The sequence below is a fragment of the Caulobacter sp. AVps18 genome (genome assembly GCF_058681425.1).
On the sequence record NZ_CM178737.1, the window covers coordinates 3,215,075 to 3,239,067 of the forward strand.

Consider the following 23,993-nt stretch of genomic DNA (forward strand, 5'->3'; position numbering starts at 1 on the left):
GCAGTGACGGCTAAGCCTCCCGCGCCTTTCGCCTTGAGGAGCTGCCATGACCGAGATCGTCGACATCATCGCCCGCGAAATTCTCGACAGCCGGGGCAACCCGACTGTTGAAGTCGACGTCGTCCTGGAAGACGGCGCGTTCGGCCGCGCCGCAGTGCCCTCGGGTGCCTCGACCGGCGCCCACGAAGCCAGCGAAAAGCGCGACGGCGACAAGAGCCGCTATCTGGGCAAGGGCGTCCTGCAGGCCGTGGACTCGGTCAATGGCGAGATCTTCGACGCCCTGTCGGGCGTGGACGCCGAAGACCAGCGCCGGGTCGACACGCTGATGATCGGCCTGGACGGCACGCCCAACAAGGCTCGCCTGGGCGCCAACGCCATTCTGGGCGTGTCGCTGGCCGTCGCCAAGGCCGCCGCCGAGTCGGCCGGCTTGCCGCTCTACAAGTATGTCGGCGGCGTCAATTCGCGGGTCCTGCCGACCCCGATGATGAATATCATCAATGGCGGTGCCCATGCCGACAACCCGATCGACATCCAGGAGTTCATGATCCTGCCGACCGGCGCGCCGACCTTCAGCGAAGCCCTGCGCATGGGCGCCGAGATCTTTCATGGCCTGAAGAAGGCCCTGAAGGACGCCGGTCACAATACCAATGTCGGTGACGAAGGTGGCTTCGCACCCAACCTCGGCTCGGCCGAGGACGCGCTGGCGTTCATCGTCAAGGCGGGTGAGGCGGCAGGCTACAAGGCCGGCGACGACTTCGTCCTGGGCCTCGACGTGGCCGCCACCGAATTCTTCAAGAACGGCAAGTACGAGCTTGAAGGCGAGGGCAAGAGCCTGGATCCCGGCCAGATGGTCGACTATCTGGCCGGCCTGGCTGACAAATTCCCGATCCTGTCCATTGAGGACGGCATGTCGGAAGACGACTTCGAAGGCTGGAAGCTGCTGACGGACAAGCTGGGCAAGAAGGTTCAGCTGGTCGGTGACGACCTGTTCGTGACCAATCCCAAGCGCCTGCAGATGGGTCTGGACAAGGGCCTGGCTAATTCGATCCTGGTCAAGGTCAACCAGATCGGCACCCTGTCGGAGACCATCGACGCCGTCGATATGGCCCACCGCGCCGGCTATACCAGCGTCATGAGCCACCGCTCGGGCGAGACTGAGGACAGCACCATCGCCGACCTGGCCGTGGCCCTGAACTGCGGACAGATCAAGACCGGTTCGCTGGCCCGCTCTGACCGGCTGGCCAAGTACAACCAGCTGCTGCGCCTGGAGCAGATGCTGGACGACCAGGCCATCTATGCCGGTCGCTCGGCGCTCAAGGGCCGCTAATCGCCCTTTAAGGTCTGAAACTCAGGAAGGCGCGGCTTCAGACAGAAGCTGCGCCTTTTCCTTGACGTAGCTGAGTGGGGCGTCCTTTTTCATAACCATGTAGCCGGTGATCGCGCGATAGGCCGGTTCGCCCACCGATCCGCCTTCCGGAACCTCCGCCAACGCGCTGGAAACCTCATCGACCGTTGGCATGACTGGTCGGCCGGGCAGGGCTATATCGCCCATCACCAGATCAGCCGTGTTCCCCGACTTCAGCTTCCAGCCGCAGGTTTCGAACCGCACCAGGCGCTCGGGGGCGAAGGCCAGGGTCATCAGCATCAGCTTCATCGACCCTATGGCCGCCGTTTCGGCCTGTCCCATGGCGCGTGCCTTGCGCGGCGAGACCGCCCGGCCGTAGGTGACCCAGCGATCCTCTCCTTCCCAGAGCGTGCGAAAGATCGTGGCGTTCATGGGGATCAGGAGGCCCCCGCCGAAATCCAGACGGGGTGGATCGCCCTTGATCATGTTCGGGCCGCCGCGGCGCCCCTTCACGACCCCCTCTTCGGCGAGGCCGGTCCCTGGCAACGGCGCTAAAACCGCTGCTGCGCCAACACCGATGATCACACGACGTCGATCCTGCATGGTCCCCACCGCGTTTCCACAACCTTTGCACGATAACACGGAACGCAAGCATGGCGATTCTCGGGCGCCGGTGCCTTTTGGGGAGGCGAATGCGGAGCGATGCTGCACAATTTTTCTATAAGCGCCCGAACGGCGCAATCGTAGCGTCGTTCGGCGGGGTTTCGCAGCCGCGAACAGGGCGCCGCGATGCGGTATCTAGATGCCGATGAAACCATCTCATATGAAACATCGTCGGGCACCGCGCTTCGCACGAGCAGCGCGTCTCGCGACCCCTGAATTTAGAAGGCGTTAAGCACGATCTGCGACTCTGGTGGTCCCTCTCCGGGAATTCCAGATGTTCGCCCGACTGCAACCGATCCTGCCGACCGCAGCGATCCTTTTCCTGATCTTCTACTTCGTTTTTCACGCCCTGACGGGTGAGCGAGGCCTGCTGTCGATCTCTCAGCGCACCGCTGATCTTGCTGCCAAGACGAAGGAACTCAAGAAGATCCGCGCGGAGAGGATGGACCTGGAGGCCCGGGCTCGTCTATTACGCAACGGCAGTTTGTCAGCTGATCTCCTTGAGGAACGTGCGCGTTCACTTCTGGGATATGCCGACCCTAGGGACTACGTGATCCGCACCCGGCGTTAACGTTGGGGCGGCTAAGTGTTCCGGGAGCGAGCTGTCGTTTTCGCCCGGATCATCCGAACCGGGATCGGTCTTGGCGGTGCATGACGGGCATTTCCTTAGCGGAACCGACGACTCGTTCGGCTGGATATGGTCTGAGATGAAGGCCGCGATGAAGATTGGCCAGGGAGATTTGAATGGCGCGTTCGCGCAAGGTTGAGGCCTCCGAGGGCAAGGGTAGTGACACCGGTGTCAATACATTTGTCAGCAAGGAAGAGCTTCTCAAGTTCTATCAGAGCATGCTGCTTATCCGTCGCTTCGAGGAGCGGGCCGGACAGCTGTACGGCATGGGTCTGATCGGCGGGTTTTGCCACCTCTATATCGGCCAGGAAGCCATCGCGGTCGGCATGCAGTCGATCTCGACTAAAGGCGACCAGATCATCACCGGCTATCGCGATCACGGCCACATGCTGGCCGCCGGGATGGACCCCAAGGAAGTCATGGCCGAGCTGACCGGTCGCGCAGGCGGCTCGTCGCGCGGCAAGGGTGGTTCGATGCACATGTTTGACATCGAGACCGGCTTCTACGGCGGCCACGGCATCGTCGGCGCCCAGGTGGCGCTCGGCACCGGCCTGGCACTGGCCAACCACTACAAGGGCAACGGCAACGTCTCGTACGCCTATTTCGGCGACGGCGCGGCCAACCAGGGCCAGGTCTACGAGAGCTTCAACATGGCCCAGCTGTGGAAGCTGCCGGTCGTGTACGTGATCGAGAACAACCAGTACGCCATGGGCACCAGCGTCGAGCGCTCGGCCTCGGAAACCGCCTTCCACAAGCGCGGCGTTTCGTTCCGGATCCCGGGCGAAGAGATTGACGGCATGGACGTTGTGGCCGTGCGTGAAGCCGGTGCCCGCGCCCGCGAGCACGCCGCCAGCGGCCAGGGTCCCTACATCCTCGAGATGAAGACCTATCGCTATCGCGGCCACTCGATGTCCGACCCGGCCAAGTACCGCACCAAGGAAGAGGTCGATGAGGTCAAGCAGACCCGCGATCCCATCGACCACCTCAAGGAGCGCCTCGCCAAGGCCGGCGTCACCGAGGATGACCTGAAGGGCATCGACGCCGACGTGAAGCGCATCGTCGCTGAAGCCGCTGAATTCGCCCGGACCAGCCCCGAGCCGGATCCGTCCGAACTGTACACTGACGTTTATCTGGAGGCCGCCCAGTGAGCCTGGACATCCTCATGCCCGCCCTCTCGCCGACCATGGAAGAGGGCACCCTGGCCAAGTGGCTGGTGAAGGAAGGCGACACCGTCAAGGCCGGCGACGTGATCGCTGAGATCGAGACCGACAAGGCGACGATGGAAGTCGAAGCCGTCGATGAGGGCGTGGTGGAGGCCATCCTTGTGCCCGGCGGAACCGAGAACGTGAAGGTCAACACGCCTATCGCGCGTCTGGCCGGTGAGGCCGGCGCTGCGCCGTCGGCTCCCGCGCCCGTCGTCGTCGAGGCGGTTGTTTCCGCTGCGCCCGTCGTCGCTGCCGCTCCTGTGGCCTCTGCGTCGAACTTCGCCGATCCGGAAATTCCGGCCGGTACGCCGATGAAGAAGATCACCGTGCGCGACGCCCTGCGCGACGCCATGGCCGAAGAGATGCGTCGCGACGACCGCGTCTTCCTGATGGGCGAGGAAGTCGCCCAGTATCAGGGCGCCTACAAGGTCAGCCGCGACCTGCTGCAGGAGTTCGGCGACAAGCGAGTCATCGACACCCCGATTACCGAGCACGGCTTTGCCGGCATGGGCGTCGGCGCGGCGATGGCGGGCCTCAAGCCCATCGTCGAGTTCATGACCTGGAACTTCGCCATGCAGGCGATCGACCACATCATCAACTCGGCCGCCAAGACGCTCTACATGTCGGGCGGTCAGATCAAGTCGTCGATCGTGTTCCGCGGCCCCAACGGCGCGGCCTCGCGGGTCGGCGCGCAGCACAGCCAGGACTATGCGGCCTGGTATGGCAATGTGCCCGGTCTGAAGGTCATCGCGCCCTATGACGCAGCCGATGCCAAGGGCCTGCTGAAGGCCGCGATCCGCGACCCCAACCCCATCGTCTTCCTCGAACACGAGATGATGTACGGGCTGGAGTTCGATATCCCGGATGTCGAGGACTATGTCGTGCCGATCGGCAAGGCCAAGGTCCGCCGCGAAGGCACGGATGTCACCCTGGTGGCCTATAGCCGCATGGTCGGGTTCTGCCTGAAGGCCGCCGAGGCGCTCGCCGCCGAAGGCATTTCGGCCGAAGTCGTCGATCTGCGGACCATCCGCCCGATGGACCACGCAACGATCCTGGAAAGCGTCAAGAAGACCAACCGTCTGGTCACGGCCGAAGAAGGCTGGGGTCCAATGGGTGTGGGTGCCGAGATCGTCGCCCGCATCACCGAGCACGGCTTCGACTACCTCGACGCCCCGCCGCTGCGGGTCCACCAGGAAGACGTGCCGTTGCCCTATGCGGCTAATCTGGAAGCCCTGTCGCTGCCGTCAGTCGAGAAGATCGTCACGGCCGCCAAGAAGGTCTGCTACCGCTGATGAAGACTCGGCTCACGTCTGGCGGGAACGCGGCGATCGCTGCATACCTGTCGGATGTGGGCCGTTTCGAATGCGGCCCTGAACAACGCCTCGCCCCGGCGCGAGATCGAGCGGACGACGGCCCGGCCGAAAACGTCCCGAACGCTTGAGGAAGACACTCAATGTCGATCGACATCCTGATGCCCGCCCTGTCGCCCACCATGGAGGAGGGCACCCTCGCCAAGTGGCACGTGAAGGTGGGTGACACCGTCAAGGCCGGCGACGTGATCGCCGAGATCGAGACCGACAAGGCGACGATGGAAGTCGAAGCTGTCGACGAAGGCGTGGTCGAGGCCATCCTGGTCGAGGCCGGCACTGAAAACGTCAAGGTCAACGCCCTGATCGCCAAGCTGGCGGGTGAGGGCGACAGCCCCGCGTCGGCTCCGACCGCAGCCCCTGCCGCGCAAGCGCCCAAGGCCGCTGCGCCGGCTGCTGCGGCACCGGTTGCGGCCGCTCCGGCTCCGGTCGCGGCGGACGGTTCGCGCGTATTCGCCTCGCCACTGGCCCGTCGCCTGGCCCAGGCCGCTGGTCTGGACCTGAAGTCCATCAAGGGCAGCGGCCCGCACGGTCGCGTCGTCAAGGCCGACGTTGAAGGTGCCGGCAAGGGCGCTCCCGCCGCCGCTCCGCCCGCCAAGGCTGCGCCGGCTCCGGCTGCCGCAGCCGCTCCGCGTCAGGCCCTGTCGCTCGAGCAGATGGGTATTCCCGCCGGCTCCTATGACCTGATCCCGCTGGACGGCATGCGCAAGACCATCGCCCGTCGCCTGACCGATAGCTTCCGCGACGTGCCGCACTTCCCGCTGACCATCGATCTCGAAATCGACGCCCTGCTGGCGGCCCGTGGCAAGATCAACAGCCTGCTGGGTGACCAGGGCGTGAAGGTGTCGGTCAACGACATCATCATCAAGGCCGTGGCCGTGGCCCTGAAGCGCGTGCCGGAGGCCAATGCCTCGTACACGCCCGAAGGTATCGCCATGCACAAGCATGCCGACATCGCCGTGGCCGTGGCCATCGACGGCGGCCTGATTACTCCGATCGTTCGCGCCGCTGAGACCAAGGGCCTGGCCCAGATCTCGGCCGAGGTGAAGGATCTGGCGGCCCGTGCCAAAGGCAAGAAGCTGAAGCCCGAGGAATTCCAGGGCGGCACCTTCTCGGTCTCCAACCTGGGCATGTTCGGGATCAAGGCCTTCGCCTCGATCATCAACGAGCCGCAGGGGGCGATCATGAGCGTCGGGGCCGGCGAGCAACGTCCGGTGGTCAAGAACGGCCAGCTGGCCGTGGCCACCGTGATGACCGTGACCCTGACCTGCGATCACCGCGTGGTCGACGGCGCGATCGGTGCCAAGTTCCTGGCGGCCTTCAAGCCGCTGATCGAAGAGCCGCTGACCCTGATCGTCTGATCAACGGAAAGGGCAGGAGAGCGCCATGTCGGTCTATGACTACTCGGCCAAGACGCTGGACGGCCAGGAAGTGAGCTTGGCCGACTATCGCGGAAAGGTTCTGCTGATCGTCAATACGGCCAGCAAGTGCGGGTTCACCCCGCAGTTTGAAGGCCTGGAAGCGCTGTTCCGCGAATACCAGGACCGGGGCCTGACGGTGCTGGGCTTTCCCTGCAACCAGTTTGGTGCGCAGGAGCCCGGCAATGCCGAAGAGATCGCGAGCTTCTGTTCGCTGACCTACGACGTGACCTTCCCGATGCTGGCCAAGATTGACGTCAACGGCCCCTCGGCACACCCGCTCTATACCTTCCTGAAGAAGGCACAGAAGGGCGTTCTGGGGACCGAAGGCATCAAGTGGAACTTTACGAAGTTCCTGATCGATCGTGACGGCGAGGTCGTCGAGCGCTTTGCGCCGACCACCAAGCCGGAAGACCTCAAGGCCGCAGTCGAGGCCTTGCTTTAACTCCCGGACCGGCCTTGCGGCCGATCGAACGAGGCCGCCCGGCTCCCCTCGGGCGACGTCCAAGCTAGGGTAAGATGAACATGTCCACCGAATTCGATGTCGTCGTCATCGGCGCTGGTCCTGGCGGCTATGTCGCTGCCATTCGCGCGAGCCAACTGGGCCTGAAGACGGCGATCGTCGAGCGCGAGAACCTGGGCGGGATCTGCCTGAACTGGGGCTGTATCCCGACCAAGGCCCTGCTGAAGTCCGGCGAGATCTTCGAGCAGCTGTCGCACCTCGACAGCTATGGCCTGTCGGTCGAGAAGCCGGCCTTCGACTTCACCAAGATCATCGAGCGCTCGCGTGGCGTGGCCAAGACCATGTCGGGCGGCATCGCCTATCTGATGAAGAAGCACAAGATCGAGGTCATCGAGGGCGAGGCCAAGCTCGAAAAGGGTGTGCCCGCTCCGAAGGTCGTCGTGGCCCTCAAGGCCGGGGGCAGCCGCACCATCCAGGGCAAAAATGTCATCCTGGCCAGCGGTGCACGCGCCCGCAACATCCCCGCCATCGGTGCGGTGTCGGACGGCGATAAGGTCTGGACCTATCGCGACGCCCTGGCGCCCAAGAGCATGCCCAAGTCGCTGGTCGTGATCGGCTCGGGCGCCATCGGCATCGAGTTCGCCAGCTTCTATCGCGCCCTGGGCGCCGAGGTGACGGTGGTCGAGGCCGTTGACCGCATCATGCCGGTCGAAGACGCCGAGGTGTCCAAGGCGGCTCAGAAAGCTTTCGAGAAGCGCGGCATCAAGTTCCGCATCGCCGCCAAGGTGACCAAGATCGACAAGACCGCCACGGGCGTGTCGGTCTCGGTCGAAGTCGGCGGCAAGGCCGAGCAGCTGACCGCCGAAAAGTGCATCGTCGCCATCGGCATCGTGCCTAACACCGAGGGGACCGAAGCCGTCGGCCTGACCACCGATCGCGGCCATGTCGTCACCGGCAAGCACGGCGAGACCAATGTGGCCGGCCTCTACGCCATCGGCGACGTCGCCGGCGCGCCGTGGCTGGCCCACAAGGCGAGCCACGAAGGCATTCACACCGCCGAGTTCATCGCCGGCTTCAAGAGCCCCAACGTCCACTCGCCTATCCCGGGCTGCACCTATGCCAACCCGCAGGTTGCCTCTGTGGGCTACACCGAAGCGGGTGCCAAGGCCGCTGGCATCGAGGTCAAGGCCGGTCGCTTCCCGTTCAAGGTCAACGGCAAGGCCGTGGCGGCTGGCGAGACCGAAGGCTTCGTCAAGACCGTGTTCGACGCCAAGACCGGCGCCCTGATCGGGGCGCACATGATCGGTCACGAGGTCACGGAAATGATCCAGGGCTTTGTGACGGCGATCACGCTCGAGGCCACTGAGGAAGACATCTTCGGCATCGTCTATGCCCACCCGACCATGTCGGAGGCCATGCATGAGGCCGCCCTGGATTCCTACGGGCGCGTCCTGCACATCTGATCCAGGTCTGGGCTTAAAACGCAAACGCCGCGCCGGGTTCTCACCGGGCGCGGCGTTTTTCGTTCGTGGTGGTGAACTGCCTTAAGCCGCGCGGGCGTCCTGATCAGCCATGCGCTGGATGGCGACATAGTCGGTCTTGCCGCTGCCCAGAACCGGCACTTCGGGCACTTTCAGGATCTTGCGCGGCACCGCCAGTTCCGGCGCGCCGATGGTCTGGGCATGGGCCACCAGTTGCGAAACGGCAGCGTCTTGGCGGTCGGTGACCAGCACCAGCTTCTCGCCCTTCTTCTTGTCCGGCATCGAGATCACGGCGTGGCGGCCATCGGGCCAGACGGCGGCCGCCAGGTCTTCTGCGGCGGTCAGAGAGACCATCTCGCCGCCAATCTTGGCGAAGCGCTTCACCCGGCCCTTGATGGTGATCCAGTTGTCGCCGGTCATGATCACCACGTCGCCGGTATCGTGCCAGCCGCCGTCGGGCGCATCCACGCCGCCGTCCTCGCGCAGATAGCCCAGCATCACGTTAGGCCCGCGCACCAGCAGGCGACCGCCTTCGGGAATGCCCTCGACCGGCTCGATACGGTAATCTTGGCCCGGCAGGAGTCCGCCGACTGTACCGCGCCGATTGTCGTCAGGCTTGTTGACGGCGATGACAGGCGAGGCCTCGGTCGCGCCATAGCCCTCCAGAACCGGTACGTTGCCGAACTTTTCGTTGATCAGGTTGTGGGTTTCTTCCCGAACCTTTTCAGCGCCGCAGACGATAAACCTCAAACCGGAAAGCTCGTCGCTGTCCGAGGCCCGGGCATAGTGGTTGAGGAAGGTGTCGGTGGCGAACAGCACCGAGGCACCGGTGTCCTTGACCAGGGGCGGGATCTGCTTGGTGTGCAGCGGCGAGGGGTACTGGAAGGCCTTCATGCCTTTCAGCAGCGGCAGGATGACACCGCCGGTCAGGCCAAAGCAGTGGAAGACGGGCAGGGGGTTGAAAAACACCCAGTCCGGATCCAGGGCGATATGGGCCGCAACCTGTTCTGCGTTGGTGACCATGTTGGCCTGGCTCAGCACCACACCGCGCGGCGCGCCGAAGCTGCCGGAGGTGAACAGAACCACCCCCCGGTCCGACGGCTTGGCCGGTGCCCGGAACTGGCGTGGAAAAAGGCCGGCGGCGGCGGCGAAGAGCTTGTCGCTCAGGCCGATCGTGCCACGCACGTCTTCCAGATAGGTGATCGTCGCCTGGCCCTCCAGCGCATCGACGATGTCGTGCAGATTGCCCAGCTCGATGAACTTGTGGGCGGTCAGCACGCGCTTGACCTTTGCGAGCTCGCAGGCGGCTTTCAGGTTTCGCAGGCCTGCGGTGAAGTTCAGCATGGTCGGCACGCGCCCGAAAGCGTGCAGCGCAAAGAACGTCACCACGGCTGCAGAGCCCGAAGGCAGCAGTACGCCGACGTTCTCGCCCGGCTTGGTCATAGCCGCGATCTTGCGACCCAGGGCGAAGCTGGCCCGGATCAGATCGGTGTAGCTGAGCGGGTTGCGATCCTGGTCCTCAAGGATGGGTTTTTTCGCGCCATAGGTATCGCGCGCGTCAATGAGGGCGTCGAAGAGTGCCTTTTGGCCGTCTTCCGCTTTGAAAACTACCGGCATTCCGGCGAAGCCTCCCCGAAAAGCGTCATCGCTTTCGTTCTTGAGTGACGGACTCTGCCGGGGACGGTCCAGCTTTGCAAGGAAGAGTCACAATTGGTGAGGTCGCGCCTTGAGGGGTCGATTGCCGGCCTCGATCCGCGAGCGAATGAAGCCCTCTACCTGCGCTATCCAAGGATTGCGAACGGCGTCGGCCTCCAGATGCAGGGCATGACGCCCGGCCGGCAGGCGGATCTCATGACAAGTGGCCATGGCCTTGCAGGTTCTCGTCTGGGGTGCCGGGCGAACCACGCCGTCCTGACCCGCCGTCAGCATCAGTACAGGCGTCCTCACCCTGGCGGCGTCACTCTGGGCCCATCGTGAGGCCTCAGAGAAGGCCGCCAGCCATCCCAGCGAGGGCGCGCCCATCCGCAGGTCGGGATTGGCCAGCATCCAGGCCTGCCGGACGGCGCCGCGCTGTCGGTCGCTTGTCTGGCCTGCTGCATGGTCATCGGGCCCCTCGCGTTGCCAGCCAGGCTCCGCCGGTGCTTTCAGCCAGCCCAGCTTCAGGCGGCGCGCCCAATCGGCCATCCTGGCCGTCTCCTCGGGCGAGCGCGGCAGGTGGGCCAGTTCCAGTGCCGGTGATGACAGGATCAGGCCATCAACAGCGAGTCCGGTCTGAACCGCACGCAGGGCCACCAGCGCCCCTTCGGAATGGCCCAGCACCACCAGCGGCGTCTCGCCGTTCGGGCGGATCACCACCTTGACCATGGCGCGCACGGCGGCGGCGTCGGGATCGAAGCTGTCGACGTGGCCAAGATCGCGCCAGGGCGTCGCGCGCTCGGAACCGCCCTGGCCCTGCCGCTCCAGCAGCCAGACCGTATAGCCGTCGCTGTTCAAGCGTCGGATGGTCTCGAACCAGGCCTCGGCGGGTTCGCCATAGCCCGAGAGAATCAGCACCGTCGCGCGCGGACCTACGGCAGGGGCGGAGACGCCGTAGCGCTGCACCAGGTCATCGCCGACCCTCACATAGCCCCAAGCCCAGTTGTCCGGGGCATAGAACCTCGGCGCAAGGGCCGGCGGGGACCGGCTATCGGCGAACGGCGCGCGCGAGCCGGCGTCTCCGCAGCCCGCAAGGCACAAGATCAACAGAAGGGCGAGGCGGCGGAGGTGCATCTGAGCCAGTCATTTCGCGCCTTTGCGCGCTATGCAAGATCGCGTGCTTGATCCGGAGGCCAAGACGTCCGATTTAGGCCCTATGGCCACGGTGATCGACACACTGAAGGCACGCAACCCGGATGACCGGGCCGCGCGCCATCCCGAAAAGCAAAACCGCCCCGATACGCCGGTGCTGCGAAAGCCCGAGTGGCTGCGCGTCCGTGCGCCCGGCTCGCCCGGCTACAACGAGACCAAGGGCATCGTCCGCGACCACAAGCTGACCACGGTCTGCGAAGAGGCGGCCTGTCCCAACATTGGCGAGTGCTGGAGCCAGAAGCACGCGACCATGATGATCATGGGCGAGATCTGCACGCGGGCCTGCGCCTTCTGCAACGTCACTACGGGCCTGCCCAACGCCCTGGACGCCGATGAGCCGCGCCGCGTGGCCGAGGCTGTCGCCAAGATGGGCCTCAAGCATGTTGTCATCACCTCGGTCGATCGCGATGACCTGGCTGACGGCGGTGCCCATCACTTCGCCCAGGTCGTGTTGGCCATCCGCGCTGCTGCGCCGGGCACGACCATCGAGATCCTGACGCCGGACTTTCTGCGCAAGGACCAGGCCGAGAACGTCGTGATCGACGCCCGCCCGGACGTCTTCAACCACAACCTTGAAACCGTGCCGCGCCTCTATCTGAAGATCCGCCCTGGAGCCCGCTACTACCAGTCCCTGCGCCTGCTGGACCGCGTCAAGCAGCGCGACCCCACCCAGTTCACCAAGTCGGGCCTGATGGTCGGGCTGGGCGAGACCAAGGAAGAGGTCATGCAGGTGATGGACGACATGCGCAGCGCCGGCGTCGACTTCATCACCATCGGCCAGTACCTGCAGCCCACCCGCAAGCATGCCGCCATTGACCGCTTCGTGACGCCTGACGAGTTCAAGGCCTATGAGGCCATCGCCCGCGCCAAGGGCTTTCTGATGGTCTCTGCCAGCCCCCTGACGCGCTCGTCGCATCATGCCGGCGAAGACTTCGCCAAGCTGCAGGCCGCGCGCCGGGCGCTGGACGCGCGGACAGCTTAGGGCCTTGCATCGCCACGTCGTCACGCGGGTTTTGCCCTACACGCCCGAGCAGCTTTTTGCGCTGGTTGGCGATGTGGAGGCCTATCCGCGGTTTGTGCCCTGGATAACCGCCATGCGCACATGGAACGGGCGGGAGGACGGCGCGGTCAGCACCATCGATGCTGAAGCCCAGGTCGGATTCTCGTTCCTGCGGGAAAAGTTCGCCACCCGTGTGCATCGTGACGCCGAGCATCTGACCGTCGATGTCAGTCTGCTGTATGGGCCCTTCAAGCGGCTTTCAAACCAATGGAAATTTTCGCCACAAGGTGATGAAACCCTTGTCGAATTCGTCATCGACTTCGCGTTCAAGTCGCGGATGCTGGATGCTCTTCTGGCCGCAAATCTCGACCGGGCGGCCGACAAGTTGATCGCCTGTTTCGAGGCTCGGGCGCGCGCAATCCACGGCGCGCCCGGGGCCTAGTCAGCGGTTTCACTGCGCTCTTCAAGGCGGTCAGCCAGATCGCCCAGATTGGCGTGCAGATTCTCGATGGCGAACACCAGTCCGAACACGCGCGCTGCATCGTCGAACGCCAGATCGCGGATCGCGCCTTCTGCTCTCAAGGTCTCGATGGACGCCTGAAAGCGGTTGTGCGCTTGCGCCAGGGCCAGCCTGTCGGGGCGAGGGCCGTCGGCGATCAGGCCCGTGGCCTGGGTGAGAAATGTCGTTGCGGCCTCGATCATGGCGGCTGCGGGCTCGACCAGGTCCGGGATGGCCACAGGCTGGGCCAAGGCCCTGCCGATCATCACGATGTCGTTGCGCTGTCGCCATAGGGTGCGGGGCAGGGCCTCGGGCGCCGATCGATTGCTCAGGTGCGTCGCGGTCTCGCGGTCGGACTCGGTCATCGCCGTTTGCAGCCTGGCCATGGCGGCGCGGTTGGCGTCGTAATGATCGGCCGTCGACAGGTTACTGGGCTGGCCGCGCAGCACCTTGGTGTAGTGGGTCAGCAGATCGGTGTTCAGCGTCGTGATCTCGCGGACACAGGCCACCACGGCACCATGGGCGCGGGCGGGAAAGATCAGCAAGGTCGCAGCGACCCCCACGAGACTGCCGAGGGTGATCTCGATCACGCGATAAAACGCCGCCGTCAGGGGCTCGATATGGGTGGTCGTGCCGATCAGCATGATCACCACCGTGACCGGGGCCACCTTGAACGCCGGGCGGACGGCCGCCAACAGTGCCGTGAGGGCGACCGTGGCGCACAGGATCAGACCGCCAAATTGCGGCCAGCGCGTATGAAGATAGGCCGCGCCGGCGCCGGCCAGCGCCCCGACGACCGTGCCCATGAAGCGTTCGATGGAGGCGGTGATGGTGCCGCCCAGGCTGGCCTGGACCACGATCACCGCCGTGAACACCGCCCAATAGCCCTGCGGAAGCTTCAGCAGGGTGGCCAGGGCGAAGGTCGCGCCGACGGCGGCGGATACGCGGAGGGCATGACGGATCTCGCTTCGGCGTCGGGCCGCAGCAGCCAGCGCCGATCGCGAAAGGCCCTTGCCGACGAAGCGCCGCCAGTCGAAGGGGGGCGCTTCAGGCACGGTCAGGCCACGGCCTCGCGCAGCATCTCCAGCGCCGTTCGGATCGCCGCCAACTGGACGTCTTCGCGAGTCTGGCCATCGAAGCCCTCATGGCGATGCACGACCGAACGGTTGGCGCGCGCCACGGCGAAGTGAACCGTACCGACTGGCTTCATCGGCGAGCCGCCACCTGGACCGGCCACCCCGGTGATCGAAACAGCGACATGGCCATTGCTGTTTTCCAGAGCGCCCTCGGCCATCATCCGCGCAACAGGTTCGGAAACCGCCCCATGGTCGGCGATCAGGTCACCGGGCACGCCCAACATCTCGGACTTGGCGCGGTTGGTGTAGGTGACGAAGCCGCGCTCGAAGACGTCAGACGCGCCGGAAATGGCGCAGATCGCGCCCGCCACCAGGCCCCCGGTGCAGCTTTCAGCCGTGACGATCCGCAAAGACTTGGAGCGCGCCTCGTCGATGAGCAGGCGGGCCAGGGTCTGGATTTCGAGCGGGAACATCGGCGTCTCCTGCGGGGTGGGGGCAGCCTACACGGCTCAGGCGGGAGTCTCGACCGCAACAATGGCCTGGGCCGCCAGGCCCTCGCCCCGACCGGTGAAGCCCATCTTCTCGGTTGTTGTCGCCTTGACGCTGACCCGGTCGAGCGGAAGCGACAGAATCTGCGCCAAACGTTCGCGCATGGCCGCCCTGTGCGGTTTGATCTTGGGGCGCTCGCAGATCAGCGTCACATCGACATTGATGATCACGCCGCCCTTGGCGCGCACCAGATCGGCGGCGTGAATCAGGAATTTGTCGGACGCCGCGCCCTTCCATTGCGGGTCGGTCGGCGGGAAATGGTCGCCGATGTCGCCCTCGCCGACAGCCCCGAGCAGGGCGTCGGTCAGGGCGTGCAAGCCGGCGTCGGCGTCCGAATGGCCGATCAGGGTCTCATCGTGGGCGATCTCGACGCCGCAAAGCCAGACCGACTCGCCGGGACCCCAGCGATGGGCGTCGAAGCCCTGGCCGACCCGGGTGATCCGGGCCGAGCCCGCAAGCAGTTCGGCCATGGCGAAGTCCTCCGGATAGGTCAGTTTCATCAAAAGCGGATCGCCGGGCACGAGGGCCACGACGCCGCCCATGGCCTCGATAACCTGGGCGTCGTCGGTCGGTTCGGCGGGGCTGGTCCAGGCGGCGTAGGCGGCCAGCAGACGGCTGCGCGAGAACGCCTGGGGCGTCTGGGCGCGCCACAGATGTTCGCGCGGTGTCGTCAACGGACGCTCGCCGGGCACGGCGCGCTTGAGCGTGTCGGCGACGGGCAGGGCGGGGATGGCGCCGTCCGCGCCCTTCAAGGCGTCCAGCAGGGCCGCTATGATGGTCTCGCGCGCGAACGGCCGGGCGGCGTCATGGACCAGAACGGGTTCATCGGCTGGACGTTCAGCCAGGGCGCTCAGGCCCGACTGGACCGAGAGGGCGCGGGTGGTCCCGCCACGCGCTACGCGCCAGCCGCGCAAGCCGGAAAGGACGTCCGGCAGGGCCATCTCACCGTCTTCGGTGGTGACCACCACGATGTCTGTGGCGCCGGCGGCGAGGAAGGCCTCGACGGACCAGCGCAGAACCGGTTTATCCGCCAGCCTGCGCCATTGCTTGGCCTGGCCGGGGCCTGCGCGGCTTCCGGAGCCGGCGGCGACGATCACAACGGAGAAGCTCATGACCGGTGTCTTAGTCGCGTCGATGCGGTTGTCCAGCGATCAAGGCTTTACTGCGCTGCACAATGTGCCTAAAAAGATGGCGGTGGGGATGATCACAAAATGAGCAATGCGCTCGATGTCGGTGGAGTGGAGGTTCGTGGGCGCGTCTGGATCGCGCCCATGACGGGAGTCTCCGATCTGCCCTTCAGGGAAACGGCCACGGCGCTCGGTGCGCCCTATGTGGCAACCGAGATGGTGGCTTGCGCTGAATTTGCGCGAGGCCGGCCCGATGTGGTGCGCCGCGCCGCTGTGGGCGAAGGCTTGCCGCTGATGGTCGTGCAATTGGTTGGTCGGGATCCCGATTTGATGGCGCAGGGCGCACGCATGGCCGCGTTGGCCGGTGCGCAGATCGTCGATCTGAATTTTGGCTGCCCCGCCAAGGAAGTCTCCGCCGGTCAGCAGTCGGGCTCAGCGATCATGCGCGAGCCCGAACTCGCCTCGGCTCTGGTCGCTGCGGCGGTCGCCGCTGTCGATGTGCCCGTTACAGTGAAGATGCGTCTGGGGTGGGATGACAATCTGCGCAACGCCGCCGACATCGCGCGCCGCGCGCAAGCGGCCGGCGCCAAGGCGATTACAGTCCATGGCCGCACGCGCAGCCAGTTCTACAAGGGTGTCGCCGACTGGTCGGCCGTCGCCGAGGTCAAGGCGGCGGTTTCCGTTCCCGTGCTGGTGAATGGCGACATCATCGACGGCGACAGCGCGCGCAAGGCGCTGGATCAGTCGGGCGCGGACGGGGTGATGATCGGTCGCGGAGTCTATGGCCGCCCCTGGATTGCAGGAGCTATAGAGGCCGCGCTCGAGGGGCGCGCCTTCGTCGAGCCTGATGCCGAGGAGCGCCTCGCGATCGCCCTGACACACTTCCGGCGCAGCCTCGACTTCTACGGCGAAGGGCTGGGCCTGAAGATGTTCCGCAAGCACCTGGCCTCTTACATCGATGCTGCGCCCTGGCCTGATACGCCGGAGGCGCGCCGCGCGGCGCGAGCCGAGCTGTGCCGGCTGGAGGCACCAGACGCGATCGAGCGGGGCTTGAAACGACTTTGGCTGGAAGATCGGAGGGCCGCCGCATGAGCGACCGTGCGCGTGTTCTGGGCGGCAAGGCGCCCGATGCGCTGAAATCCGCCGCCTTCGACCTCAATCCCGAACCGGCCCTGGTGATCGATCGGGAAGGTGGGCTTGTCGCCGTCAACGAGGCGGCCGAGGCGCTGTTCGGGCATGGGCTGTCGCTGCTGGCCCGGGGCCGCTTCCGCGCTGCCCTGCCGCCAGGCTCGGTTCTGGTGGCGCTTCTGGACCGGGCCATCTTCGAGGGTTCGCTGGTTCGCGAGCACGGCGTCGAGGTCAATCTGTTCGGCCAGCCGCCCTTTGAGGCCGACGGCGCGGCTGCGCCGCTGGGCGACGGCTCGGTCCTGCTGACCCTTCACGTCAAGGGGGTGCTCAGCGTTGAACGCGCCTCTGACGCCGCCGGGCTGCGCTCGGTGGTCGGGCTGGGCAAGATGCTGGCTCATGAAATCAAGAATCCTCTGGCGGGTATCCGCGGTGCCGCGCAGTTGCTGAAGACCGGCGCATCGGCGGTCGACCAGCCGCTGGCCCAGCTGATTGTGGACGAGACTGACCGGATTCGCCGCCTGGTGGACCGCATGGAGGCCTTCTCTGACGACGCGCCGACCCCGCGCGAGCCGGTGAATATCCACCAGGTGCTGGACCGCGTGCGCGCCCTGGTCGCCAACGGCGTGGCTGACGGCCTGTCTTTGCGCGAAAGCTATGACCCCTCGCTGCCGTCGGTTTGGGGCGATGAGGATCACCTGATCCAGATCTTCCTGAATCTGGTCAAGAACGCCGCCGAAGCCGCCCATATGCGCGGCGACGGGCGCGGGGCGATCTCGATCAACACCGCCTGGCGCCCCGGCGTTCGCGTGCGCGGCGCCGACGGCAAGACCGCCGCGGGCGCGCCGATCGAGGTGCGGGTGCAGGACAACGGTCCGGGCGTGCCCCAGACCCTGCGCGATCACCTGTTCCAACCCTTCGTCACCACCAAGGCCAACGGCACCGGTCTCGGCCTGGCGCTGGTCACCAAGCTGGTCACCGCCCATGGCGGACTGATCGATTTTGAATCCGAGCCCGGCCGTACCGTATTCCGCGTGCTGCTGCCCGTGGCCCCTGAACCCTCCTCTGGAGACGCGTGAGTATGAACGCCGCCAGCAAGAAGATCCTGATCGCCGACGACGATTCCTCGATCAGGCTCGTGCTCAGCCAGGCCTTTACCCGCCTGGGCTACCAGGTCCGGGCGACGGGCAACGCCACGACCCTGCTCAAATGGGTCACCGACGGTGAAGGCGATCTGGTCGTCACCGACGTGATGATGCCCGACGAGAACGTCTTCGACGTGCTGCCGCGCATCCGCAAGGAACGGCCCAAGCTGCCGATCATCGTGATGAGCGCCCAGAACACCCTGCTGACGGCGGTCAATGCCGCCGATGCCGGGGCGTTTGAATACATCTCCAAGCCCTTTGACCTGGATGATGTCACCGCTGCAGCCCGCCGGGCCCTGTCGCGTCCAGCCGATGCGGAGGCGTCCAAGGCCCAGGCCCGGGCCATGCGTGACGAGCGCCTGCCCCTGATCGGTCGCTCGGCACCGATGCAGGAGGTCTATCGAACCATCGCCCGCCTGGTCGGCGCCGACCTGACGGTGCTGATCCTGGGCGAAAGCGGGACCGGCAAGGAGCTGGTCGCCCGCGCCCTGCACGAACTGGGTCGTCGTCGCGACGGCAAGTTCGTGGTCATCAACCTGGCCGCCGTGCCTCGCGAACGGGTCGAGACCGAGCTGTTCGGACGCGGCGAGGGCGATCTGGGTCGCCTGATCGAGGCCGATGGCGGCACGCTGTTCCTGGACGAGATCGGCGACATGCCGCTGGACGCCCAGACCCGTCTTCTGCGCGTAATCGACGGCACCGAGCCCGTGATCAATCCGAAGACCGGCCGTCGCCCCAATGTGCGGATCATCGCTGCCACCAATCGCGACCTGCGCGGTCTGATCCAGCAGGGCCTTTTCCGCGAGGACCTGTTCTTCCGCCTCAATGTCGCGCCCGTGCGCCTGCCGCCCCTGCGCGACCGCACCGAGGACATCCCGGACCTGGCCCGCACCTTCCTGCTGCGCGCTAATCGCGAGGGCCTGCCCGCCAAAACGATCGATTCCAGCGCCCTGGATCGCCTGAAGGCCCACTCCTGGCCCGGCAATGTGCGCGAGCTGGAAAACCTGATCCGACGGATGTGCGCCCTCTATGCCGAGGAGCTGATCAACGCCCGCATCGTCGATCGAGAGTTGCAGGACCACACCCCGGCGGTGCGCTCCGACGAGGGGCCGGTCACCCTGTCGATGCTGGTCGAGCGGCATCTGGCGGCGCATTTCGCAGACCAGCCGGACGGCGTGCCATCAGCCGGCCTGTACGACAGGGTGCTGCAGGAGGTGGAGCGTCCCCTGATCCAGCTGACCTTGTCGGCTACGCGCGGAAACCAGGTGAGGGCCGCCGAAATTCTGGGCCTGAACCGCAACACCCTGCGCAAGAAGATCCAGGACCTGGGCGTGGAAATGACTCGCGGCAGGCGCTGAAGCTTTATTGGCACATAGCTGTTGAGTTTGGGGCACACCCCCATCTAAACTAGCGTCATGGCGTCAGTCCTGTCCGCGTCCGGGTTCGAGGGGCCGCCGACCCGTTTCAGTCGGGCCTGGTGGCGAGAGCTCTTGCGGTCGCGCTCGGTAATCGGCGGGGCCTATGCCCTGGCGGCGCTTCTGACGATCACCGGCGTTGCCTTGGCCTCGTCGCCGCCCAAGAGCGGGCCCATCAGTCCGGCCAGCACGGCGATCCTGATCGTGCTTGGCTTCAACCTTGTCCTGATCCTCGGGATCGCGACGGTGGTCGGCCTTCGGCTGTTCGAGATGATCGATGCGCGGGCCAACGATGCCGGCGCGCGCCTGCACCTGCGGTTTGTCGGGCTTTTCTCGTTCGCCGCGGTGGCACCGGCTGTGATCGTAGCGCTGTTTTTCGGCGTGCTGGTCAATCGCGGTGTCGAGGGGTGGTTCAGCCAGCGGGTGCGCACAGTGGTCGAGAACTCGGCCAAGGTCGCCAATTCCTATGTGGCCGAGCAGATCAAGTACATCAGCGAGCACATCCGCCCGATGGCCGCCGAACTGAACAGGGCTGCTCCGGCGTTGTCGCAGGCTCCGGTGGCGTTCGGCCACTTCCTGTCAGATCTGACCGAGGACAACGGCTTTTCCGCTGCCTACCTTCTGGACCGGGACGGCCGCATCCTGGCCCGCGCCGAAACCAAGGGCGCGCCGCCCTTCCTGGCGCCGCCGCCGTCCAGCTTTGCGGGCACCGACACCGGCGAGGCTATCGCCCAGCGCTTTGTGTCCGCAGACCTGTTCCGGGCGCTCTATCGCCTGAAAGCCTTTCCTGACGCCTATCTGTATGTCGTCCGGCCCGTCGACCCGGGCATACTGAGCCACCTGATCGAGACCGAGGAATCGCTGATCTCGTATCGCGACGCCGAGCGAAGTCGGGTGCGGATCCAGGCGATCTTTGGGTTGAGCTATGTCGAGACCGCTCTGCTGGTGCTGGTTGCCGCCGTGTGGGTGGGCATCGCGGCCGCCAATTCCATCGCGGGACCAGTGGCAGGGCTGGTCGAGGCGGCGGGCCGGGTCTCGGCGGGTGATCTGGACGCGCGGGTCGACACCACGGTCGGACCAGACGAGATCCGGGCCCTGTCCAACGCCTTCAACATGATGACCACGGATCTACAGGTCCAGCAGGCCGCCTTGCGTACGGCCAGTCTGGACGCCGAGACGCGCAGGCAGTTCATCGAGACAGTGCTGTCGGGCGTCAGCGCCGGTGTGGTCAGCCTCGACGCCCAGGGGCGGATCTCGGCCCTGAACCGGCGGGCTGTCACCCTGCTCAGCCTGCAGGAGGATGCGGTTGGTCTGAACCTGATCGAGGCCGCACCCGAGTTCGACGTGGTGATCGAGCGCGTGCTGGAAGGCCGCTCGGATGCTGAGGTCGAAGTGGATCTGATGCGCGAGGGCGAAACCCGCCGCCTGCGGGTGCGTGGGGCCGGTCAGGTCGCCGAGGGGCTCGTCCTGACCTTCGATGACATTACGCGTCTGGTTGCCGCCCAGCGCAACGCTGCATGGAAGGATGTTGCGCGCCGCATCGCCCATGAGATCAAGAACCCGCTTACCCCGATCCAGCTGTCGGCCGAGCGGATCAAGCGCAAGTATCGCAAGGAGATCACCAGCGATCTGGAGACCTTCGATCGATGCACCGAGACGATCATCCGGCAGGTGGGCGACATCGGCCGGATGGTCGACGAGTTCTCGGCGTTCGCGCGGATGCCTGCTCCGCGTTTCGAGCCGGCCAACCTGACAGAAATGGTCCGCCAGGCCGTGTTCGCCCAGCGCTTCGTTGATCCCGATATCGATGTGGTGTTCGAGGGCGTCGAGGCAGACGTCATGATCACCTGCGACGCACGCATGATCGGCCAGGGCCTGACCAATATTCTCAAGAACGCAGGCGAGGCGGTCGGAGCGCGGCGTCTTGTGTCGCCGCAACCGCTAGGCCGGATCGTCGCCACCCTGGTTTCCGACGCGCAGGACCTGTGCGTGATCATCGAAGACAACGGGGTGGGCCTGCCGGCGCGCGACCGCGACCGGCTGACCGAGCCCTATGTGACGACCCGCGAGAAGGGCACGGGCCTGGGCCTGGCCATCGTCAAGCGGATCATGGAAGACCACGAGGGCAGCCTTGTCCTGAACGATGCACGCGAGGGCAACGGCGCCCGCGTAATCCTTAGATTTCCGACGACCGCACGCTTGTCCGTGGCGGCCTTGGGTAGCGTAGAGGAAATGATATGAGCGCTGATGTGCTTGTCGTGGACGACGAGGTCGACATCCGCGACCTCGTGGCCGGCATCCTCGAGGACGAGGGTTACGCCGTGCGGACCGCAGCCGACGCCGACCAGGCCCTGGCGGCTCTGCGCGCGCGCAAGCCGGCCCTTCTGGTGCTCGACATCTGGATGCAGGGCGGGGGCATGGACGGGCTGGAGCTGCTCGACATGGTCAAGGCGCTGGATCCGGACCTGCCGGTGATCATGATCTCGGGTCACGGCAATATTGAAACCGCCGTCAGCGCCATCAAGCGCGGGGCCTACGAGTTCCTGGAAAAGCCGTTCAAGTCCGATCGCCTGCTTCTGGTGGTCGAGCGGGCGCTGGAGGCTGCGGGTCTGAAGCGCGAAAACCGCCGGCTGCGGGCCCAGAGCTTCACGTCCGACGGCTTGATGGGCAAGTCGGCCGCCGCCCAGGCGCTGCGCCAGATGATCGCCAAGGTCGCGCCGGCCAACAGTCGTGTGCTGGTTTCAGGACCGCCGGGGTCGGGCAAGGAGCTGGTGGCCCGCCTGATCCACACCGCCAGCGCCCGCACCCGGCAGGAGTTTGTGGCAGTCAGCGCAGCCGGCATGGCGCCCGAGCGCCTGGACGTCGAACTGTTCGGCGAGGAAGGCGAGGGCGGTCGTCCACGCAAGATCGGCGTGTTCGAACGTGCCCACGGCGGCACCCTCTATCTGGACGAAGTGGCTGACATGCCGCGGGAAACCCAGAGCCGCATCCTGCGGGTTCTCGTCGAGCAGCGCTTCCGGCGTGTGGGCGGCGACAACGACGTTCAGGTGGATGTGCGGGTAATCTCCTCGACCTCGCGCGATCTTCGCGACGAGATCGCGGCCGGGCGTTTCCGTGAGGATCTGTTCCACCGCCTGAACGTCGTGCCGGTGCGCGTGCCTGGCCTTTCGGAAAGGCGGGAGGATATTCCCGAGCTGATCGGCTTCTTTATCGACCGCATTGTGGAGGCCACAGGCCTTCCGCGCCGCCGGCTGGGCGACGATGCCCTGGCCACGCTCCAGGTTCAAACCTGGCCGGGCAATGTTCGTCAGCTGCGCAACAATGTGGAGCGGATGCTGATCCTGGCCGCCGGCGAGCCTGGCGACGTGATCACGGCCGAAATGCTCGCGGGAGCCGAGCAGCCTTCGGCCGGGCATGCGGGGGCCATCGGAGCCGAGCGGATCATCGCCTTGCCGCTGCGCGAAGCTCGGGAGCTGTTCGAGCGCGAGTATCTCAACGCCCAGATCCTGAGGTTTGGCGGCAATATCTCTCGCACGGCCAATTTCATTGGCATGGAGCGCTCGGCGCTGCACCGCAAGCTGAAGTCCCTGGGCGTGGCCGGCGCCCGGGTCGAAGAGGAAGAGTAGATGTCGCGTTTCGCCTATGTGAACGGCCGCTTCGTTCGGCACGGCGAGGCTGCCGTCCATATCGAGGATCGCGGCTATCAGCTCGCCGACGGGGTCTATGAGGTCTGGGCTGTGTTTGACGGCAAGCTGGCCGATGCGGAGGGCCACTTCGCACGGCTTTGGCGCAGCCTCGATGAGCTGCGTATCGCCCATCCGATGGGCGAGGCGGCCCTGACCTGCGTGCTGCGCGAGGCCGTTCGTCGCAACATGGTTCGCAATGGCTTGGTCTATCTGCAGGTGACGCGCGGCGTGGCCCGGCGCGACCACGCCTTCCCCAGTCCCGCTGTACCGCCGTCGATCGTGGTGACCGCCAAGTCGGTTGATCGCAAGGCCGCAGAGGCTAGGGCAGCTGTGGGAGCCTCAGTGATCTCGGTTCCCGAGAACCGCTGGGGTCGCTGTGACATCAAGTCGGTCGGCCTGTTACCCAACGCCCTGGCCAAGCAGGCGGCGCGTGAGCGCGGCGCCATCGAGGCCTGGTTCGTCGACGACCTGGGTCTGGTCACCGAGGGCGCGTCGTCCAACGCGTGGATCATCGACGCAGAAGGAAATCTGCGCACCCGCGATACCAATGCCAACATCCTGCGTGGCGTGACCCGCTCGACCCTGCTTGAGGTGATCCGCGAGGCGGGCCTGCCGATCAACGAGAAGCCCTTCACCATCGCCGACGCCCAGGCGGCGCGCGAGGCCTTCATCACCGGCGCCGGCACGCTGGTGATGCCCATCGTCAAGGTGGATGGCGTGACGGTGGGAAATGGTGCGCCCGGACCGGTGGCGACACGGCTTCGGGACCTCTATATCCGACGCGCCTCGGAGAAGGCGGTCTAGGTTCGGTCCGTAACGGCGTTTGCCGTCATGGTCGGAATCGCTGCGCATCCGACCTTTGCGAGCATTTGTCGTCGAATGTTGAGTGCGTTCGACGAAAAATGAACTAGCATGAGCTTGTTTGTGTGGAGGGCGTTCTGCCCTCCGAAACAA

The 23,993-nt window shown here is 65.7% G+C and carries 21 protein-coding genes; 15 read left to right on the forward strand and 6 right to left on the reverse strand.

The genetic code is table 11. The annotated features are described in order from the left end of the window. The first annotated feature begins 46 nt into the window (after window positions 1–46). Window positions 47–1,327, forward strand: coding sequence for a phosphopyruvate hydratase (gene eno, locus ACW179_RS14610; protein WP_492060203.1), 1,281 nt, complete (start codon window positions 47–49; stop codon window positions 1,325–1,327). Window positions 1,328–1,348: 21 nt separating this feature from the next. Here eno and ACW179_RS14615 read toward each other — a convergent pair whose 3' ends face one another. Next, the gene (locus ACW179_RS14615) at window positions 1,349–1,858 is read right to left on the reverse strand and encodes a hypothetical protein (RefSeq protein WP_492060204.1); all 510 of its coding nucleotides are present in this window, start codon (window positions 1,856–1,858) and stop codon (window positions 1,349–1,351) included. Between the two features lie 424 nt (window positions 1,859–2,282). Here ACW179_RS14615 and ACW179_RS14620 point away from each other — a divergent pair, with 424 nt between their 5' ends. The 6 genes from ACW179_RS14620 to lpdA all read left to right on the forward strand — a co-directional run bounded on the left by ACW179_RS14620 (window position 2,283) and on the right by lpdA (window position 8,552). After that, window positions 2,283–2,579, forward strand: a complete 297-nt coding sequence (locus ACW179_RS14620) for an FtsB family cell division protein (RefSeq protein WP_492060205.1) — start codon at window positions 2,283–2,285, stop codon at window positions 2,577–2,579. 173 nt (window positions 2,580–2,752) lie between these two features. Then, window positions 2,753–3,784, forward strand: a complete 1,032-nt coding sequence (pdhA, locus tag ACW179_RS14625) for a pyruvate dehydrogenase (acetyl-transferring) E1 component subunit alpha (protein WP_492060206.1) — start codon at window positions 2,753–2,755, stop codon at window positions 3,782–3,784. 2 nt (window positions 3,785–3,786) lie between these two features. After that, the gene (locus tag ACW179_RS14630) at window positions 3,787–5,133 is read left to right on the forward strand and encodes a pyruvate dehydrogenase complex E1 component subunit beta (protein WP_492064322.1); all 1,347 of its coding nucleotides are present in this window, start codon (window positions 3,787–3,789) and stop codon (window positions 5,131–5,133) included. Window positions 5,134–5,294: 161 nt separating this feature from the next. Continuing rightward, window positions 5,295–6,569 carry a pyruvate dehydrogenase complex dihydrolipoamide acetyltransferase gene (locus ACW179_RS14635; RefSeq protein WP_492060207.1) on the forward strand — a complete coding sequence of 425 codons (1,275 nt, stop codon included), beginning with the start codon at window positions 5,295–5,297 and terminating at the stop codon, window positions 6,567–6,569. Between the two features lie 25 nt (window positions 6,570–6,594). Beyond that, window positions 6,595–7,071 carry a glutathione peroxidase gene (locus ACW179_RS14640; protein WP_492060208.1) on the forward strand — a complete coding sequence of 159 codons (477 nt, stop codon included), beginning with the start codon at window positions 6,595–6,597 and terminating at the stop codon, window positions 7,069–7,071. 80 nt (window positions 7,072–7,151) lie between these two features. Then, the gene (gene lpdA, locus ACW179_RS14645) at window positions 7,152–8,552 is read left to right on the forward strand and encodes a dihydrolipoyl dehydrogenase (protein WP_492060209.1); all 1,401 of its coding nucleotides are present in this window, start codon (window positions 7,152–7,154) and stop codon (window positions 8,550–8,552) included. 81 nt (window positions 8,553–8,633) lie between these two features. On the opposite strand, the gene ACW179_RS14650 is transcribed toward lpdA, so the two are convergent. Then, complete coding sequence (locus tag ACW179_RS14650; RefSeq protein WP_492060210.1) at window positions 8,634–10,187, reverse strand: AMP-binding protein; 1,554 nt, start codon at window positions 10,185–10,187, stop codon at window positions 8,634–8,636. 87 nt (window positions 10,188–10,274) lie between these two features. Beyond that, entirely contained in the window at window positions 10,275–11,339 is a 1,065-nt protein-coding gene (locus ACW179_RS14655) for an alpha/beta fold hydrolase (protein WP_492060211.1), read from the reverse strand. An 82-nt stretch (window positions 11,340–11,421) separates the two neighbouring features. Here ACW179_RS14655 and lipA point away from each other — a divergent pair, with 82 nt between their 5' ends. Together lipA and ACW179_RS14665 are read left to right on the forward strand one after the other, a co-directional pair. Beyond that, window positions 11,422–12,399, forward strand: a complete 978-nt coding sequence (gene lipA / locus ACW179_RS14660; RefSeq protein WP_492060212.1) for a lipoyl synthase — start codon at window positions 11,422–11,424, stop codon at window positions 12,397–12,399. A gap of 4 nt (window positions 12,400–12,403) precedes the next feature. Continuing rightward, window positions 12,404–12,859 carry a type II toxin-antitoxin system RatA family toxin gene (locus tag ACW179_RS14665; protein WP_492060213.1) on the forward strand — a complete coding sequence of 152 codons (456 nt, stop codon included), beginning with the start codon at window positions 12,404–12,406 and terminating at the stop codon, window positions 12,857–12,859. On the opposite strand, the gene ACW179_RS14670 is transcribed toward ACW179_RS14665, so the two are convergent. From ACW179_RS14670 to ACW179_RS14680, 3 genes are read right to left on the reverse strand one after another with little or no spacing between them, the layout of a single operon-like run. Then, window positions 12,856–13,971 carry an FUSC family protein gene (locus ACW179_RS14670; protein ID WP_492060214.1) on the reverse strand — a complete coding sequence of 372 codons (1,116 nt, stop codon included), beginning with the start codon at window positions 13,969–13,971 and terminating at the stop codon, window positions 12,856–12,858. The two genes, ACW179_RS14665 and ACW179_RS14670, sit on opposite strands and share 4 nt — an antisense overlap. A gap of 2 nt (window positions 13,972–13,973) precedes the next feature. Further along, window positions 13,974–14,465 carry a CinA family protein gene (locus ACW179_RS14675; RefSeq protein WP_492060215.1) on the reverse strand — a complete coding sequence of 164 codons (492 nt, stop codon included), beginning with the start codon at window positions 14,463–14,465 and terminating at the stop codon, window positions 13,974–13,976. A gap of 36 nt (window positions 14,466–14,501) precedes the next feature. Further along, entirely contained in the window at window positions 14,502–15,653 is a 1,152-nt protein-coding gene (locus ACW179_RS14680) for a bifunctional 2-C-methyl-D-erythritol 4-phosphate cytidylyltransferase/2-C-methyl-D-erythritol 2,4-cyclodiphosphate synthase (protein ID WP_492060216.1), read from the reverse strand. A 99-nt stretch (window positions 15,654–15,752) separates the two neighbouring features. Here ACW179_RS14680 and dusB point away from each other — a divergent pair, with 99 nt between their 5' ends. From dusB to ACW179_RS14710, 6 genes are read left to right on the forward strand one after another with little or no spacing between them, the layout of a single operon-like run. Then, complete coding sequence (gene dusB / locus ACW179_RS14685) at window positions 15,753–16,760, forward strand: tRNA dihydrouridine synthase DusB (RefSeq protein ID WP_492060217.1); 1,008 nt, start codon at window positions 15,753–15,755, stop codon at window positions 16,758–16,760. Further along, entirely contained in the window at window positions 16,757–17,872 is a 1,116-nt protein-coding gene (locus ACW179_RS14690; protein WP_492060218.1) for a two-component system sensor histidine kinase NtrB, read from the forward strand. The genes dusB and ACW179_RS14690 overlap by 4 nt, the downstream gene beginning before the upstream one ends. 2 nt (window positions 17,873–17,874) lie before the next feature. Continuing rightward, window positions 17,875–19,296 carry a sigma 54-interacting transcriptional regulator gene (locus ACW179_RS14695; protein ID WP_492064323.1) on the forward strand — a complete coding sequence of 474 codons (1,422 nt, stop codon included), beginning with the start codon at window positions 17,875–17,877 and terminating at the stop codon, window positions 19,294–19,296. A 57-nt stretch (window positions 19,297–19,353) separates the two neighbouring features. Continuing rightward, window positions 19,354–21,594 (forward strand): sensor histidine kinase NtrY-like, encoded by a 2,241-nt coding sequence (locus ACW179_RS14700; RefSeq protein WP_492060219.1) that lies wholly within the window; start codon window positions 19,354–19,356, stop codon window positions 21,592–21,594. Continuing rightward, on the forward strand, window positions 21,591–22,979 hold the full coding sequence (gene ntrX / locus ACW179_RS14705; protein WP_492060220.1) for a nitrogen assimilation response regulator NtrX: 1,389 nt from the start codon (window positions 21,591–21,593) through the stop codon (window positions 22,977–22,979). Before ACW179_RS14700 ends, ntrX begins: the two co-directional genes overlap by 4 nt. Next, window positions 22,980–23,843, forward strand: a complete 864-nt coding sequence (locus ACW179_RS14710; RefSeq protein ID WP_492060221.1) for a D-amino-acid transaminase — start codon at window positions 22,980–22,982, stop codon at window positions 23,841–23,843. The last annotated feature ends 150 nt before the right edge of the window (window positions 23,844–23,993 follow it).

Excerpts from the sequence above, each read along its gene's own strand:
- ACW179_RS14690 (WP_492060218.1), top strand. The coding sequence starts at position 16,757 with ATGAGCGACCGTGCGCGTGTTCTGGGCGGCAAGGCGCCCGATGCGCTG.
- ACW179_RS14695 (WP_492064323.1), top strand. The coding sequence starts at position 17,875 with ATGAACGCCGCCAGCAAGAAGATCCTGATCGCCGACGACGATTCCTCG.
- dusB (WP_492060217.1), top strand. The coding sequence starts at position 15,753 with ATGAGCAATGCGCTCGATGTCGGTGGAGTGGAGGTTCGTGGGCGCGTC.
- ACW179_RS14710 (WP_492060221.1), top strand. The coding sequence starts at position 22,980 with ATGTCGCGTTTCGCCTATGTGAACGGCCGCTTCGTTCGGCACGGCGAG.
- ACW179_RS14675 (WP_492060215.1), bottom strand. The coding sequence starts at position 14,465 with ATGTTCCCGCTCGAAATCCAGACCCTGGCCCGCCTGCTCATCGACGAG.
- ACW179_RS14640 (WP_492060208.1), top strand. The coding sequence starts at position 6,595 with ATGTCGGTCTATGACTACTCGGCCAAGACGCTGGACGGCCAGGAAGTG.
- eno (WP_492060203.1), top strand. The coding sequence starts at position 47 with ATGACCGAGATCGTCGACATCATCGCCCGCGAAATTCTCGACAGCCGG.
- lpdA (WP_492060209.1), top strand. The coding sequence starts at position 7,152 with ATGTCCACCGAATTCGATGTCGTCGTCATCGGCGCTGGTCCTGGCGGC.
- pdhA (WP_492060206.1), top strand. The coding sequence starts at position 2,753 with ATGGCGCGTTCGCGCAAGGTTGAGGCCTCCGAGGGCAAGGGTAGTGAC.
- ntrX (WP_492060220.1), top strand. The coding sequence starts at position 21,591 with ATGAGCGCTGATGTGCTTGTCGTGGACGACGAGGTCGACATCCGCGAC.
- ACW179_RS14650 (WP_492060210.1), bottom strand. The coding sequence starts at position 10,187 with ATGCCGGTAGTTTTCAAAGCGGAAGACGGCCAAAAGGCACTCTTCGAC.
- ACW179_RS14635 (WP_492060207.1), top strand. The coding sequence starts at position 5,295 with ATGTCGATCGACATCCTGATGCCCGCCCTGTCGCCCACCATGGAGGAG.
- ACW179_RS14620 (WP_492060205.1), top strand. The coding sequence starts at position 2,283 with ATGTTCGCCCGACTGCAACCGATCCTGCCGACCGCAGCGATCCTTTTC.
- lipA (WP_492060212.1), top strand. The coding sequence starts at position 11,422 with ATGGCCACGGTGATCGACACACTGAAGGCACGCAACCCGGATGACCGG.
- ACW179_RS14700 (WP_492060219.1), top strand. The coding sequence starts at position 19,354 with ATGGCGTCAGTCCTGTCCGCGTCCGGGTTCGAGGGGCCGCCGACCCGT.
- ACW179_RS14655 (WP_492060211.1), bottom strand. The coding sequence starts at position 11,339 with ATGCACCTCCGCCGCCTCGCCCTTCTGTTGATCTTGTGCCTTGCGGGC.
- ACW179_RS14680 (WP_492060216.1), bottom strand. The coding sequence starts at position 15,653 with ATGAGCTTCTCCGTTGTGATCGTCGCCGCCGGCTCCGGAAGCCGCGCA.